This window comes from Rhodococcus sp. AZ1 (assembly GCF_054979605.1).
In genome coordinates this window covers 105,956-121,192 of sequence record NZ_JBUEQF010000005.1, presented here as the reverse complement: position 1 = coordinate 121,192, position 15,237 = coordinate 105,956, and the positions used below count along the sequence as shown (strand labels likewise).

Sequence of the window (15,237 nt, the reverse complement as noted above, 5' to 3'; positions counted from 1 at the left end):
GTTGGACTCCGGGTCTGCGGTGTGTGTCACAGTCGAGATTCATCGGCTCGGATCGCGCCGCACGCACCGGAAGGGGAGCCGATGGGTAGGTTCACCGTCCCCGTGCTCGTCCGCGTGCCGGCTGACGCACAGGATGGCGATGGCCTCGATCGGCGTGCGTTCGCCCCGCGCTGCTACAGGGTGGCCGATATCGCCGCGGCGGCCACCATCGGTGATCCGCGGCGGAGCATTCACCTGGCGCGCTCGTATCGGGAGGGCGCCCTCGGGCTCGGCGGCCCCGCCGTCACCGCCGCGGTGGACACCGCGGTGGACACCGCCGTCGACACCGCCGTCGACACCGCGGTGGACACCGCTCTCGAACCCGATTCGTCCTCGCCGACGCTGACGGTGGTTCTTCACGATCGCGCCGGTGCACTGCTGGGGGGTGCACACTTCGACACCCTCACCGCAGGAGAAGAACTGCTGCGCTCGCACACCCTCGCGGTCTGGGCGGGAAGGCCCGGCGCGGATGCCCTCGCCGTGCGCGTGCGATCTCGGCTGGACGAGGGAACAGTGGAGATGCGCGGGGTCTTCGTCGTTCCCTACCGGCACCCCAGTGCGCCCGCCCTCAGCGTCGCCCGAGCGCTCGCCCGAACGATCCCGATCGCGGCGTCGGCGTTCGGGGCGCGCTGGGTCCTCGGCTGCGCGCCCAGAACCGCAGTGCCGATCTGGCTCGAGAGCGGCGCCGAGGTTGCCGTCGAGGTCGATCCCTGTCCGTATCCGGACGATCGATTCCGCACTCAGGTGCTGTGGTGGGACGCGGCGACGATGTGGGAGCGCGCCACCGGTACCGAAAGTCGGTCGATGGTGGTCGAGCACAGTCGGTGGTCCGGCAGACGAAGTCGGTGAACTGCGGTGAACCGTCACTTCGCGACTCCCGGCCCGAGGCCACAGCGGTAGACTCCGGCACCGGACGGTCCTCGCGGGGCCACGGACCGCGTTGCCCAGGGCAGGAGGATCGTGCAGCGACGCCTACTGGATCTCTTCGTCGCCGATGTGGCCTCCCTGCTGATGAGCGTGGACGCCATCACGGTCGACACTGCTTATCAGCAGGTGATGCGAGACATCGTCGAGTTCTTCGGCATCGATTCGTGCTTCCTGCGACACAACGACCATGCCGCGCGCGCCACCTACCTCGTCTCGGAGTGGCCGCCGCGGGAGAACGTCCCGGACCCGGACCCGCTGGGCGTGGTGTACTTCGCCGACGCCGATCCGGTCTTCGCCTCGACGGAGTTCCTGACCACCATCGGGATCTTCCGGCCCGGCGACCAGACACCGGACTACATCAAGCGGGTCACCGATGCCACGGGCATTCCGGCCACCTCGCTCGCGGCCGTGCCGCTGGTGTCGAAGGGGCAGCCGACCGGGGTTCTCGGCTGCCTGAAATACGGCGATCGCGAGTGGAGCGACGACGAACTCGACGCACTGAAGCTGATCGCCACTCTCTTCGCCCAGCTGCAGGGACGCGTCGCCGCCGAGGAGCGTCTGAGATTTCTGGCCTACCACGACGATCTGACCCAACTGCCCAACCGAACCCGCTTCACCGAGCACCTCGACACCCTCCTGGACACCCATGCCGACGGCCGGGGCGAGGTGGGTCGCGCCGTGGTGTATTTCGATCTCGATCGACTCAAGTCGCTCAACGACTTTCTCGGCCATGTCGCCGGCGACGAGTACCTGCGCGCCATCGCCGATAGGCTTCGTGAGCGCCTCGGGCCCGGCGCCTACATCGCCCGGGTCGCCGGTGACGAGTTCGTCGCGGTGCTCTCGGGCTCGTACGATCTGGAATCCGCCTTCGCGTATGCATCCGCACTGCGCGCCGCCATCGCCGAGAGCGTCGAACTGTCCGGTCAGCGGGTCTCGCGGAACGCGAGTATCGGTGTCGCGGTGGGTGTTCCGGGTCGTGACAAGGCGGCGGAGGTGGTTGCCGGCGCCGAACAGTCCGCGGCACTGGCCAAGCGCCAGGGCGGCAATCAGGTGGTTCCCTACACCGCGGCCAGGAAGGCGGAGTCGGCCTTCCGCAGCGACATGGAACTGCACCTGCCCACCGCCATCGAGGAGGAGCGATTGTTCCTCGAGTTCCAGCCCGAGGTCGACCTGCGCACCGGTCGGATCACCGCCGTGGAAGCCCTGGCCCGCTGGAGCCACCCCACCCGCGGCATCCTCGGACCTCGCCAGTTCCTTCCGGTGGCCGAGGCCACCAACCGTGCCACCGAGATCGGGCTGTGGGTCATCGATCGCGCCTGCGCGGCACTCGCGCGCTGGCGCACCGGGCCCGGACCCGCCGATCTGCGGATGCTGCTCAACATTTCGCCCGACCAGCTCGTCACTCGCGGATTCACCGAATCGGTTCTGGCAGTGATGGATCGGTACGGCCTCGAGCCGGCGGCGCTGGGGTTCGAGGTCACCGAGGTGGCCGCGGTACCGGACCCCAGCCGCACCGCGCGCGCCCTCGACACCCTCGACGAGGCGGGATTCTCGGTTGCCATAGACGATTTCGGCACCGGCTTCAGCTCACTGCTGCACGCCCGACAGTTCCCGTTCCACGCCCTGAAGATCGATCGGGCGTTCGTCCGGGCGCTCGGACGCAACCCCGACGATTCCGCGGTGGTCAGCGCCATCATCGATCTGGCCGGGTCGCTACGGATGTCGGTCATGGCCGAGGGGGTCGAGAGTCGCCTCGCAGCACGAACTCTGGTGGAGAAGGGGTGCTACCGAGCCCAGGGGTTCCTTATCTGCCGGCCGGTCGACGAACCCACCATCGTCGACCTGCTGCGCACCCGCGAGCCCCTGATCACCCTCGGCGCACCGTGACGGCATCCGCCGACGCGGTGCGGGCGGTGCGACAGGGTGTGCCCGTGGTGGCCCCGACCGACACGATCGCCGAAGCCGCGCGGGCGATGACGTCGGCCCGTCGACCGTGCGCTGCAGTGCGACTGGGGACCGACCGGTGGGGCATCGTGACCGACGGTGATCTGCGTCGTCGCGTGCTCGCCGTCGGTCTCGACGCGTCCGCGACCGTCTCGACGATCATGAGCGCTCCGGCCGTCACGGTGGCCGCCGGCGCTCCGCTCACACAGGTCACCGCCACCATGATCGAGGCCGGCGTACGTCGGCTGCTCGTGGTCGACGACGAGGGCCGGACGGTGACGGGCACGATCGACGACACCGAGGTGTTCTCCGGTCCCGTCCGCGCGAGCATGGCGCTGCGGACGGCGGTCGAGCACGCGGCGTCGGAGGCGGATCTGGTGGAGCTCGGAGGTCGGCTACCGGCCGCGGCGAGCGACCTGGTGTCCGCTCGGGTGTGTGTTCTCGACACCACCCGGGTGGTGTCGATGCTCGCGCGCGCGGTGGTCGATCGGGCGGGCGAGCTGGTCGCCACCGATCCCACGGCCGTGGAGTTCCACGTCCTCGGGAGCATCGCCCGCGGTGAGGCCCTTCCGTCGTCGGACATCGAGACCGCCGCGGTGATCACCCGACCCGACGCCGACGGCACACTCGCATCCGGGCGAGCACTGCACGAGGTACTCGCGGCCTGCGGCCTGCGGCCCGATCCGCACAACGCCGTGGCCATGCTGCCGCGCTTCGCCCGCACCGCACAGCAGTGGTCCGAGGCGATCGAGCAGTGGTGCCGGGATCCGTTCGAGGACCAGGGTGTGGTGATGCTGTCCCTACTGCTCGATTCCATCGGCCCGGTCGACGGCGCGGCCGGTGTGGATCTGGCCGCGACGACGCGGGCCGCGCTGGCGCGATCGCCCCGCACCGTGCAGCTGATGCTCCGCGAGGCCACCGCCCAGCGAGCGGCAGTGGTGCTGCGGGACAGGCTTTTTCGTCGGGTCGAGACCGTCGACCCCAAGCAGAGTGTGCTCTCGGCCATCACGAACGTCGGGCGCTGGGCGGCCGCAGCATCGAACTCGCCGGCTCGCTCGACAGTCGACCGCCTGCGTGACGCTGCGGCCGCCGGGCTGCTGCCCGGCGACGACGCGACGATTCTGGCCGAGTCCTACGAGGTGGTCCAGCGCATCCGTCTGACGCACCAGTGCGAACAGATCCGCGCCGGGCTCACCCCGACCGACGTCGTCCCCCTCGATCGGCTCGGCCCGCTCTCGCGCAGTCTGCTCGCCGAGGCGGCCCGTGAGGTGGCGGCGGTGCAGCGGGTTCTGGCGGGCTCGATGGCGTGAGCGAACGCGCCGAGGACCTCGCGCCGTCGGCGTGGGCAACAGTGGGGCCCGCGCAGCGGTGGGCCGTGCACTGCGCTGTCGCGGCGCAGTGCCTGGAAGGGTGGTCTCCCACCGCCGCCGATGTCGAGACCCTCATCGCCGACGCCCGAGGGGAGACCGTGCTGGCGGACCTCGCTCGACGGCATCGGAGACCGTCACCGCTGCCGGGTCCGCGGCGCATGGGACGCCGGCGTGGTCCGGGGCGCATCGGACGCCGGCGGGTGCCGTACCTGATCCCCGGCTCCACCGTGCTCGCGAACACATGGGGAATCACCGACGCGGCGCAGTTGACCGCCGTCGAGTCGCTCTGGGCCGCACTGCGAACCGCGCGCCTGCTGACCGGTCGCGCGCAGGTGACGGGTGTGGGTATCCACCGACTGCTCCCGATCCACGCGCAGATCTTCGGGGACACCTATGCGTGGGCCGGATCCGTTCGGACGGTCGACATCTCCAGGGGACCAACGGTGTTCGCGTCGGTCTCCGACATCTGGGAGGTGTTGATCGCTGCTCATCGGAGCATCCTCGCCGCGCGGTGGGTCGAGAGCGACCGCGGACGCATGGCCCATCAGCTGGCGCGGGTGTACGCCGAGATCAACCACGCCCACCCGTTCCGCGACGGGAACGGCCGGGCGGCCACCACTTTGCTGCAGTTGCTGATGGCCCCCTCGCCGTTGCGGTTGGACCTCGCCCGCATCGACCGGACCGAGTGGATCACCGCCTCCCGCGAGTCGGCGCCGTTCCGGGTCACCGGTACCCCGTCACCGCGGCCCCTGATCCCGGTGTTCCTGGGCGCTCTGATCGAACTCGAACGACTCGACGAGTTCGGCGGCCGCCGCTGAGGTCGCCGTGTCGTCGAGTCCGAGGATCCGCAGGCACGCACCCGACAGTGCGCCGGCCCACCGCATCAGGCCCTGTTCGTCGGTGTGGGTGCCGCCGCCGTCCGCCCTGGTGTTGATCACCGATTCGACGATGCGGAACGGCAGCGCCGCCGTCATCGAGCGCACGCTGTCGTCCTCGCGTTCCGGGCGTGGGCCGGCTGTGTCCATCGCTGCGCGGGCCAGGTCGTCGTAGCACGTGCGCAAGTCGCGTCTGCGTGCGGTGAACTGGTCGAACCTGTCACTGCGCAGCTCCGGGAGCAGGTAGAGCGCACCGAGATTCCACTTCGACGACGCCAGGTGGCGCGAGTCGAACCAGGCGAGGGCGTGGATGCGGAGCACGGCGTCGTCGGTGGCCTCGACCACGTGAGCGGAGAAGGCCAGGGGTGCATCGACGGTGTCGGCCAGCAGAGCGACGAGGATGGCGTCCTTGTTGGGGAAGTGGTTGTACAGGGACGCTTGGCGCACCCCGACCGCGTCGGCGATCGCGCGGGTGGTGGTGGAGGCGAAGCCGCCCGTGGTGAACAGCTCGGCGCAGGCGTCCAGGATCTCCTCGCGCGCCGTGGCCCCCGGGCGCTTACGGGCCGCTGCGCGCGGGCGTCCGATCCCGACCGTCACGAGGACACACCAGCGCTCACGGACCCATCGTGCCACCGCCCGGCATCCGTGAGGACTCGGTAAAGAACTCGAAACACGGCGCAGCGAATTCGATACACGGTGGTCACCGCCGTTTCACGGGGACGCTCTTAACTATCAAGCGACAGTTACCCGGCGGCGATGGGGCCACGCGGGACCGATCGTCCTGGTTGGCAGGACAGACACGCTCGGAGCAACCATGAGCCACGCCGTACTACCACCGTCACCGGACTCGAACGACCTCGCAGAGTTCGGGTACGAGCAGCAACTGCACCGCAAACTCGGCAAGTTCGCCTCGTTCGCCGCCGGCTTCTCGTTCGTCTCGATCCTGACGACCATCTTCCAACTGTTCGGCCTGGGATTCTCCTTCGCCGGCCCGGCGTTCTTCTGGACGTGGCCACTGGTGTTCCTGGGTCAGTTCATGGTGGCGCTGTGCTTCGCCGAACTCGCCGCGCGTTATCCGATCTCGGGAGCCATCTATCAGTGGTCGCGGCGTCTCGGCGGTGAGGTGGTCGGCTGGTTCGCCGGCTGGTTCATGATCATCGCCCAGATCGTCACCGCCTCCGCCGCCGCGATCGCCCTGCAGGTGGTTCTGCCCAATGTCTGGAGCGGCTTTCAGGTGATCGGCACCGACACCGCCCTGACCTCCTCCGACGGTGCCACCAACGCCGTGCTGCTCGGCACCGTGCTGCTGGTGGTCACCACCACCATCAACTCCATCGGAGTGGACTGGATGGCACGCATCAACTCCATCGGCGTCACGTGCGAGATCGTCGGCGTGATCGCGGTGATCGGCGTCCTGTTCACCGCTGCGGTCCGTGGGCCGGACGTGGTGCTCGACACCGGTGGCGCCGCCGTCGACAGCACCTACATCAACGCCTGGGTGATCTCGGCGCTCATGGCCGCCTACGTGATGGTGGGTTTCGGCTCCGCCGGTGAACTCGCCGAGGAGACCCGCAACCCGCGACGCGTCGCACCGCGCACCATTCGCCTGGCGCTGTCGGTGTCCGCCCTCGGAGGTGGACTGATGATCCTCGGCGCGCTGATGGCCGCACCGAGCCTGACCGACGGCGAACTCGCCACCCGCGGACTGCCCTACGTGCTCGACGCCGTGCTGTCCTCGCCGTGGGGAACGCTGCTGCTCATCGACGTCGCGATCGCGGTACTCATCTGCACCCTCGCCATTCAGACGGCGGCGTCGCGGCTGATGTTCTCGATGGCACGCGATGGTCGTCTGCCCGCCTCGAAGCTGCTCGGCACCGTCAACCGCACCACGGGAACACCGATCGCCCCCGCGATCATCATCGGGGTCGGCTGCGTGCTGGTACTGGTGGTCAACGTCGGCAACTCGGCGATCTTCACCACGCTCTCGAGCGTGTGCATCGTGCTGATCTACCTCGCATACATGATGGTGACCGTTCCGATGCTGGTACAGCGATTCCGGGGATGGCCGCCGCAGACCTCCACGGTGGACTCCGACGGTAAGCCGCTGTTCGGACTCGGATGGATCGGGTTGCCCGTCAACATCATCGCCGTCGTCTACGGGGCGCTGATGGTGGTCAACCTCTCGTGGCCGCGCGCGGAGATCTTCGACCCGGCCGGTGACATGCCCCTTCTGCGGTGGTCGGCGCCCATCACCGTCGCGGTCGTCGTCGCCGTGGGCATCGCCTGCTTCCCCCGCGGGAGGACACACCCCAATCCCGTGTCCCCCGTCATGACGAGCGCGACCTCGTGACCGCGCCGGGCGATGCCGGGACGGCGACGACGGCGGCGGCTCGTGAGCACGCCCGAGCGCAGGCGCGGGCGATCACCGACTCGATGCCCGTCGTTCCGGCCTCGGCCTGGCCGCACCCGGTGGACGGGGTGGAGGCCGCAGATCTGCTGTGGGCCGAGACGGTGCCCGGCGGTCGCTACACCACCAGGGTGATCGGTCGGGGTACGCGAATCCGATTGCGGGACAGGGACGGATCGGCGTGTGCACATCTGCTCCTGCACCGAGCCGAGGCACCGTGGGAACGTCTGAATGCCGCCGACACGGTCAAGGTCCCCTGGCAGGCGTACATGGGGGTCGGGCACCCGCTGCTGTCGGACCAGGGGCGGGTGCTGGCCACCATCGTTGCCGATTCCTCCGGACACCACGACGCCCTGTGTGGCACCACCACCGCGGCCGCCAATGCCGAGAAGTACGGGGATGCAACAGTGTTCGGGGCGGCACCGTCCGGACGGGAGCTGCTGATCCTGGGTGCACTGAAGAACGGACTCGGCCCCCGCGACGTGCCGCCCAGCGTGAGCTTCTTCCACGGGGTCCGCGTCGACCCCGACGGGTCCCTGCGCAGCACGGGCTCCGCCGGGCCGGGCGCCGCCGTCGACCTGCTGGTGCACCTGCCCGTCGTGGTCACCATCGCCAACACCGCGCACCCGCTCGATCCGTCGCCCACCTTCGCCACCACCTCGCTCGAGGTGTTCGCCTGGGCGGCGGCGGACGAGTTGACCCGGCTCGACAGATCCGATCCCGAGTACGACCGCGCCGTCGCCAACACCGACGACGCCTGGAACGCCGCACGGAGTACACCATGACCACGTTCGCCGAGACCGCGTCGGCCGCCGAGATCGCCTGCGTGCCGGGTGAGGTGATCACGGACGAGATCGCCGTCGCCCGCGGCCCCTGGTCGGACGTGGTGGCCGCGGGGGACGTGCTCACCATCGTCGACCTGATGGGCAACCAGGCCGTGGACACCCTGCTCTTCGGAGCGGCCGATCACGGTGTCCGCTACAGCGCTCCCGCCACCGTCGTGGGGCAGGGCAACATCTTCCTGACCACCGGATCGGTTCTGCGCGACAGCGACTCGGGTGCCATGGCCACCATCGTCGCCGACGAGGTGGGCAATCACGACACCCTCGGCGGCGCGTGCTCGCAGGAGTCGAACACCCTGCGATACGGCCACCACACCGCCCACCAGCACGCCTGCGTGGAGAACTTCCTCATCGAGGGTGCGCGGTGGGGTCTGGGGAAGGCCGACATGGTCTCCAACATCAACTTCTTCATGAACGTGCCGGTGGATGCGGACGGCACACTCGGCATCGTGGACGGGCTGTCCGCCCCGGGTAAGCGCCTGGCGCTGCGTGCGGAGATCGACCTACTGGTCCTGGTGTCGAACTGCCCGCAGATCAACAACCCCTGCAACGGATTCGACCCCACGGCCGTGCGCATGATCGTCACCCGGCCCGCAGCGTCATGACCGCCGAACGCGCTCGGGGAGCCACCGTCACCGTTCTGCGGCCCGGCATGCTCACCACCGTCCAGGACTGGCCGGGCCGCACCGGGTACTGGCAGGTGGGTGTGCCGCCGTCGGGCCCGATGGACGATCTGTCGCTGCGCCTGATCAACGTCGCGGTCGGTAACGATCAGAGCGCCCCCGGGCTCGAGACCACGATGGCGGGACCGGCGCTGCGGTTCGACGCCGACACGGTGGTGTGCGTGGGCGGTGCGCCGGCGCGGGTGTGCGTGGACGGCACGGTGGTTGCACAGTGGCGGCCGGTGCTGGTGCGCGCGGGATCGGTTCTCGACGTCGGTGCCGTCACCGGCCCCGGTCTGCGCATGTACGTCGCGGTGCGGGGTGGGTTCGACGTGCCTGCCTACCTCGGCAGCGCCGCCACCTTCACGCTCGGGCGCTTCGGCGGACACCACGGTCGTGTGCTGGAGGAGAACGACGAGCTGATCGTCGGCGACGACTCGGGATGCTCGGCGCCGCAGGCGGTTCCGTCCGAGCACGTTCCCGCGATGGTCACCGAGTGGGACCTCGCCGTCACCGAGGGTCCGCACGGGGCGCCGGAGTTCTTCACCCGCGCCGACATCGACACCGTGCTCTCGCACCGATACCAGGTGCACTTCAACTCCGATCGCACCGGTGTGCGCCTGATCGGACCCAGGCCGGACTGGGCGCGTGGCGACGGCGGCGAGGCGGGGCTGCACCCGTCGAACATCCACGACACCGCGTACTCGGTCGGTGCGCTGGACTTCACCGGCGACACCCCTATCCTGCTCGGCCCCGACGGTCCCAGCCTCGGCGGCTTCGTCTGTCCTGTCACCGTGTTGTCCGCGGACCGGTGGAAGCTCGGGCAGCTGCGACCCGGCGACACCGTCCGCTTCGTCGCCGTGGCCGCCGCGGCGGTGGCGTCGAGGAACAGCCTCGACATCAGCCGTCGGGCCGCGTCGCCGATGGTGCTCTCCGCCGGTGGGGACGGCGACGACGGGGTGATCGCACGGCGTGAGGGTGCCACGGAGGTCACCTACCGGCGCAGCGGTGACGACAACATCCTCGTCGAATACGGCTCCATGACACTCGATCTCGCGCTGCGCGCCCGCGCGCACGCCCTGCACCGGCGGCTCGAGGAGGCGGCGCCCCGCGGACTCGTCGACCTCACGCCGGGTATCCGATCCCTCCAGGTCAAGGTCGACCCCGACGTGCTGCCGACGGCGACGGTGATGGGTCTGCTCACCGAGATCGAGGACGATCTGCCCGACACGTCGGAACTGGTGGTGCCCTCGCGGCAGGTGCGGCTGCCGCTCTCGTGGGACGACCCGTCCACCCGCGAGGCGACCGAGCGGTACATGCACGGGGTCCGCGCGGACGCGCCGTGGTGTCCGTGGAACATCGAGTTCATTCGTCGGATCAACGGGCTCGCCTCGCCCGACGAGGTGTACCGCACCGTCCACGACGCCGAGTACATGGTGCTCGGGCTCGGCGACGTGTACCTGGGTGCTCCGGTGGCCACCCCGCTCGATCCACGTCACCGGTTGGTGACCACCAAGTACAACCCCGCCCGCACGTGGACGCCCGAGAACGCCGTCGGTATCGGCGGTGCCTATCTGTGCATCTACGGCATGGAAGGGCCGGGTGGGTACCAGTTCGTCGGACGCACCACCCAGGTGTGGAGTCATCGGTTCCCCGAACCGTCCGGACCTTTCGAGGACGGCACGCCCTGGCTGCTGCGGTTCTTCGACCGGATCAGCTGGTACCCGGTCTCCACCGAGGAACTGTCGGACCTGCGCGCCGATCTGGCCGCCGGGCGCGGCGGGGGCGTCGAGATCACCGAGGGACGCTTCTCCCTGGCCGAGCACCAGCGCTTCCTCGCCGACAATTCCGGTTCCATCGCCGGCTTCCGGTCCCAGCAGGCTGCCGCGTTCGGCGCCGAGCGGGCCGCATGGTCGGCGGCGGGGGAGTTCGCGATCACCGAGCAGGCCTCGTGAGCAGCGTCGAGGCCGGTGGGCCCGCGCACAGCGCTGCAGCGAGGGTGAGCCGGGCGTACCGGGCCATCGAGGCCGCCGCGCGCCCCGAGGTGTGGATCACCCTGCGCGACGAGGCGGACGCACTCGCCGACGCCCGAGGAGTCGACGGCAAGCCCACCGACGCCGACCTTCCCCTGCGCGGGCTGGTGATCGCCGTCAAGGACAACATCGACGTGGCCGGACTGCCCACCACCGCCGCGTGCCCCGAGTTTGCGTACACCCCCGCCGCGCACGCGACGGCCGTGGCGCGACTGATCCAGGCCGGTGCGGTGGTGATCGGCAAGACGAACCTCGACCAGTTCGCCACCGGCCTCGTCGGCACCCGCAGTCCCTACGGCGCCGTGCGGCACGCGGTGCACCCGGACCGTGTGTCGGGTGGATCGAGTTCGGGGTCGGCCACCGCCGTGGCCCTCGGGCTGGTGGACGCGGCGCTCGGCACCGACACCGCCGGCTCCGGGCGCGTACCCGCGGCGCTCGCGGGGCTCGTGGGCATCAAGCCGACGCTGGGGCTCGTTCCCACCACCGGCGTCGTCCCGGCCTGCGTGGACTACGACGCCGTCACCGTGTTCGCCGCCGATCCGGCGCTCGCCGCGCGCATCGCGACGGTGCTGATCGGGCCGGATGCCGCAGATCCGCGCTCACGCTCCTGGCCGGCGGACACACCCCTCGCCGCTCCCGAGCGCCCTCGCGTGCTGGTGCCGACGGCGGAGAATCTCACCGCGCTGTGCCCGTCGTACCGGGATGCGTTCGCGCGGACCGTCGCCGGTCTCGTCGATCGGGGGATCGACCACGTGGTGGTCGACATCTCGGTGTTGCTCGATGCGGCGACACTGCTCTACGACGGTGCCCTGGTGGCTCAGCGCTACAGCGCCGTCGGTGCGTTCCTCGACACCGAGCCCGCGGGTGCGGACCCCACGGTGTCGGCGATCGTGCGTTCGGCGCGCACCCCCGCCGCCCATCGGTACGTCGACGACCTGTCCACCCTCGCCGTCGCCCGCGCGCACGTCGCGGCACTGCTGACCGATGCCGACGCGCTGCTGCTGCCCACCACCACCGAGCACCCCACCATCGCGGCGGTGCAGGCCGACCCGGTCTCGATCAACCGGCGGATGGGCACGTACACAAACTTCTGCAACCTGCTCGACCTCGCCGCCGTCGCGGTGCCCGGTGCCCCGACGGCGGCGGGTGATCCCTTCGGGGTCATGGTGGTCGGGGCGGCCTTCGGCGACCAGGTGTGCCTCGACATCGCAGTCCGCGTGTGTGCCGCGGCGGAACCGGGCTCGATGCCCTCGCCCGACGCGCTCGGTTCGGGGCCGACGCTGACCGACCTCGGAACCGACGTGCTGGTGGTCGGGGCCCACCTACGCGGGTTCCCGCTCGCGGGGCAACTGGTCGAACGGTCTGCGCGACCGCTCGGGCCCGTGCGGACCTCGGATGCGTACCGGCTCGTCGACCTGCACACCACCCCACCCAAACCCGGCCTCGTGCGGTTCGAGCCGGGGGAAGGGGCGCCCATCGACGGCGAGCTGTACCGGATGGCCCCGGCGCACCTGGGCACGTTCCTCGCGGCACTCCCGGAGCCGATGGGCCTGGGCCCCGTCGAACTCGAGGACGGCCGGTGGGTGGTCGGATTCTGCTGCGCCCGTGCCGCATCGGAGAAGGGCACCGACATCACCGAGTACGGCGGATGGCGTCGATACCGGCAGAGCGCCGCAGACGGGTAGACGGCACAGCGCTGCAGACGGCACAGCGTAGGTTCGGGGACGTGAGTTTCTCCGAGCCGAATCGCCCGGCGGCCGAGCCGAACCCCCTGGCAGCCGAGCCGAACCCCCTGGCAGCACTGGCGAGCTGGCCGGTGACGGCGGCGGCCGGAGCCGTCGTCGGTGCGTTCGAGGCCGACTTCGGTGACGGCGACACCGTGTACGACCTCGCGTCGGTGACCAAGCTGCTCACCGCGTATGCGGCGCTGGTCGCGGTGGAGGAGGGCGCGATCGACCTCGACGGCCCGGCCGGCCCGCCCGGTTCGACGGTGCGGCACCTGCTGGCCCACGCGTCGGGTCTGGCGTTCGAGGATCGCGCGGTGGTCACCGGCGTCGGCACGCAGCGCATCTATTCCAGTGCCGGATTCGAGGTGGTGGCCGAGACCATCGAGGAGGCTACCGGGATTCGGTTCGCCGACTATCTGGCCGAGTCGGTGCTCGACCCGCTGGTGATGACATCCACCGACCTGCCGGGATCGCCCGGTCATGGTGCCCGCTCGACCGTGGTCGACCTCACCCGCTTCGCCCGCGAGTTGCTCGCGCCCACGCTGATCCATCCGTCGACGCTCGCCGAGGCCACCACCGTGCAGTTCCCCGGCCTCGACGGCTTCGTCCCCGGTTACGGGCGACACCGCCCCAACGACTGGGGACTGGGTTTCGAGGTTCGGGATTCGAAGTCACCGCACTGGACCGGGACGCAGAACTCCGCCGCCACCGTCGGACACTTCGGGCAGGCCGGGACCTTCCTGTGGGTGGACCCGGCTGTCGCCACCGCGTGCGTGGTGCTGACCGATCGCCCGTTCGGCGCATGGGCGAAACCGCTGTGGCCTGCGCTCGGCGACGCCGTCGTCACCGCCGCCCGTGCTCGCGTCGGTTGACGACACGCCGATTCGGCATCACGAGTTTCTTCCGTGACTGGTGTAACAGGCGTATCTCGAGGCACACTGGTACCAGAACGCGGCATTCGGCACGGACATGAGGTCGTTGGGGAAGACGTCCCTCGTCCACGCTGGAGGAAGCTGTGCCCACAACCAACCAGTTCGCCGACATGACGTCGGGCGTGGTGTACGTTCACGCCTGCCCCGCGGCGCTGTGCCCGCACATCGAGTGGGCTCTGTCCGACGCTCTCGACTGCCGCGCAGACCTCAAGTGGACCGCCCAACCCGCCCACGACGGCCAACTGCGCGCCACCACCAACTGGAGCGGACCCGTGGGCACCGCCGGCCGGCTCGCCTCGGTCCTGCGGTCGTGGCAGACGCTGCACTTCGAGGTCACCGAGGACCCCAGCGACGGTGTCGACGGCGAACGCTTCTCCCACGTCCCCGGACTCGGCCTCTGGCACGCGATCACCGGTGCCAACGGTGACGTGGTGGTCGGTGAACAACGTCTGCGTGCCCTCCTCGACCGCGCCCAAGCCGGCCCCGGCGCCCTGACCACCGAACTTCACCACGCGCTCGGCACGGCGTGGGACACCGCCCTCGAACCCTTCCGCCTCGGCGGCGCGGGAGCCGAGGTCACCTGGCTCCGCCGTCACGTCAGCTGACGAACACCAGTCCGTCCGCGGGGGCGGTCAGCGGACGTCGAGGCGCTCGCGTCGCGCGACCACAGCGGTGAGGATCGCGATGGCGACGATCCACCCGGCCGACACCGGGCCGGTTCCCCAGCCGAGCCCGTCGTGCTTGCTGTCGGCTAGCCAGTCCGCTGCTGACGCACCCAGCGGACGGGTGAGGACGTAGGCGATCCAGAAGGCGGCCACCGGGTTCAGGCCGACGCGCCAGCCGAGCAGGGGCACGCAGATGGCGGCGGCGAAGAAGATCGTCGAGCCGAGGTACCCGAGCCGCAGTGAGGTGGCAGTCCAATCGCCGACCGCGGTGCCGAGTGCGAAGGTGGCGCAGACCGTCGCCCAGTAGTACAGCTCGGCACGTCGAGTGGTGATGTCGTGGACGTCCAGGGACCGAGTGTCGCGGCGCCACGCCGCCAGCACCGCCGCCACGGCGAGCGCGAACACAACGCTACTGACCACGTAGGGCACACCGACGGTATGGATGACGTCGGCGACGACGGTTCCGAACACGCTGACCATCGCCACCGCGAGCCAGTACTTCCCGGCGCTGAACGATCGAGCCCGCAGAACGACTACGAACGCTGCGACGAAGGCGATCAGGATCAGTCCACCGGCGATAGGCAGCGGCAGGTGCGTTCCGAGGAAGTCCGACAGCGTTTCGCCCATCCCCGTGGTCAATACCTTGATCACCCAGAACACGGCGGTTACCGCAGGCACGCGAAGCCACACTTGTCGGTTGGGCTCATCGGTCGGAGTCGCACGGGCAGCGGCGTACGATTCGTCAGGCCTGGCAGTCACAGGCGCAATGGTGCCGCACCCCCGCTGAGAGAACGCTGAAGGCCGGTGACGTCGC

The 15,237-nt window shown here is 70.0% G+C and carries 13 protein-coding genes; 11 read left to right on the top strand and 2 right to left on the bottom strand.

Annotated elements, in window-relative coordinates:
* Positions 1-81: 81 nt before the first annotated feature.
* The 4 genes from ACY48E_RS08130 to ACY48E_RS08115 all read left to right on the top strand — a co-directional run bounded on the left by ACY48E_RS08130 (position 82) and on the right by ACY48E_RS08115 (position 5,098).
* Entirely contained in the window at positions 82-888 is an 807-nt protein-coding gene (locus ACY48E_RS08130; RefSeq protein WP_462871640.1) for a hypothetical protein, read from the top strand.
* A gap of 111 nt (positions 889-999) precedes the next feature.
* Positions 1,000-2,853, top strand: coding sequence for a putative bifunctional diguanylate cyclase/phosphodiesterase (locus ACY48E_RS08125; protein WP_462871639.1), 1,854 nt, complete (start codon positions 1,000-1,002; stop codon positions 2,851-2,853).
* Positions 2,850-4,220 carry a putative nucleotidyltransferase substrate binding domain-containing protein gene (locus tag ACY48E_RS08120; protein WP_462871638.1) on the top strand — a complete coding sequence of 457 codons (1,371 nt, stop codon included), beginning with the start codon at positions 2,850-2,852 and terminating at the stop codon, positions 4,218-4,220. Before ACY48E_RS08125 ends, ACY48E_RS08120 begins: the two co-directional genes overlap by 4 nt.
* Positions 4,217-5,098, top strand: a complete 882-nt coding sequence (locus tag ACY48E_RS08115) for a Fic family protein (RefSeq protein WP_462871637.1) — start codon at positions 4,217-4,219, stop codon at positions 5,096-5,098. The genes ACY48E_RS08120 and ACY48E_RS08115 overlap by 4 nt, the downstream gene beginning before the upstream one ends.
* Here the strand turns inward: ACY48E_RS08115 and ACY48E_RS08110 are convergent.
* Positions 5,018-5,752 (bottom strand): TetR/AcrR family transcriptional regulator, encoded by a 735-nt coding sequence (locus ACY48E_RS08110; RefSeq protein WP_462871636.1) that lies wholly within the window; start codon positions 5,750-5,752, stop codon positions 5,018-5,020. The two genes, ACY48E_RS08115 and ACY48E_RS08110, sit on opposite strands and share 81 nt — an antisense overlap.
* 217 nt (positions 5,753-5,969) lie before the next feature.
* On the opposite strand from ACY48E_RS08110, the gene ACY48E_RS08105 reads away from it, so the two are divergent.
* The 7 genes from ACY48E_RS08105 to ACY48E_RS08075 all read left to right on the top strand — a co-directional run bounded on the left by ACY48E_RS08105 (position 5,970) and on the right by ACY48E_RS08075 (position 14,363).
* Positions 5,970-7,505 carry an amino acid permease gene (locus tag ACY48E_RS08105; RefSeq protein WP_462871635.1) on the top strand — a complete coding sequence of 512 codons (1,536 nt, stop codon included), beginning with the start codon at positions 5,970-5,972 and terminating at the stop codon, positions 7,503-7,505.
* Positions 7,502-8,347 carry an urea amidolyase associated protein UAAP1 gene (locus ACY48E_RS08100; protein ID WP_462871634.1) on the top strand — a complete coding sequence of 282 codons (846 nt, stop codon included), beginning with the start codon at positions 7,502-7,504 and terminating at the stop codon, positions 8,345-8,347. The genes ACY48E_RS08105 and ACY48E_RS08100 overlap by 4 nt, the downstream gene beginning before the upstream one ends.
* A complete protein-coding gene (locus ACY48E_RS08095; protein WP_462871633.1) occupies positions 8,344-9,009 on the top strand; it encodes an urea amidolyase associated protein UAAP2 in 666 nt (221 codons plus the stop codon). Before ACY48E_RS08100 ends, ACY48E_RS08095 begins: the two co-directional genes overlap by 4 nt.
* The gene (locus ACY48E_RS08090) at positions 9,006-11,021 is read left to right on the top strand and encodes a 5-oxoprolinase/urea amidolyase family protein (RefSeq protein WP_462871632.1); all 2,016 of its coding nucleotides are present in this window, start codon (positions 9,006-9,008) and stop codon (positions 11,019-11,021) included. The genes ACY48E_RS08095 and ACY48E_RS08090 overlap by 4 nt, the downstream gene beginning before the upstream one ends.
* Complete coding sequence (gene atzF / locus ACY48E_RS08085) at positions 10,976-12,784, top strand: allophanate hydrolase (protein WP_462871631.1); 1,809 nt, start codon at positions 10,976-10,978, stop codon at positions 12,782-12,784. Before ACY48E_RS08090 ends, atzF begins: the two co-directional genes overlap by 46 nt.
* Before the next feature lie 86 nt (positions 12,785-12,870).
* Complete coding sequence (locus ACY48E_RS08080; protein WP_462871812.1) at positions 12,871-13,698, top strand: serine hydrolase domain-containing protein; 828 nt, start codon at positions 12,871-12,873, stop codon at positions 13,696-13,698.
* Positions 13,699-13,841: 143 nt separating this feature from the next.
* The gene (locus tag ACY48E_RS08075; protein ID WP_462871630.1) at positions 13,842-14,363 is read left to right on the top strand and encodes a DUF3145 domain-containing protein; all 522 of its coding nucleotides are present in this window, start codon (positions 13,842-13,844) and stop codon (positions 14,361-14,363) included.
* A 27-nt stretch (positions 14,364-14,390) separates the two neighbouring features.
* Here ACY48E_RS08075 and ACY48E_RS08070 read toward each other — a convergent pair whose 3' ends face one another.
* Positions 14,391-15,101 (bottom strand): COG4705 family protein, encoded by a 711-nt coding sequence (locus ACY48E_RS08070; protein WP_462871629.1) that lies wholly within the window; start codon positions 15,099-15,101, stop codon positions 14,391-14,393.
* Positions 15,102-15,237: the final 136 nt, after the last annotated feature.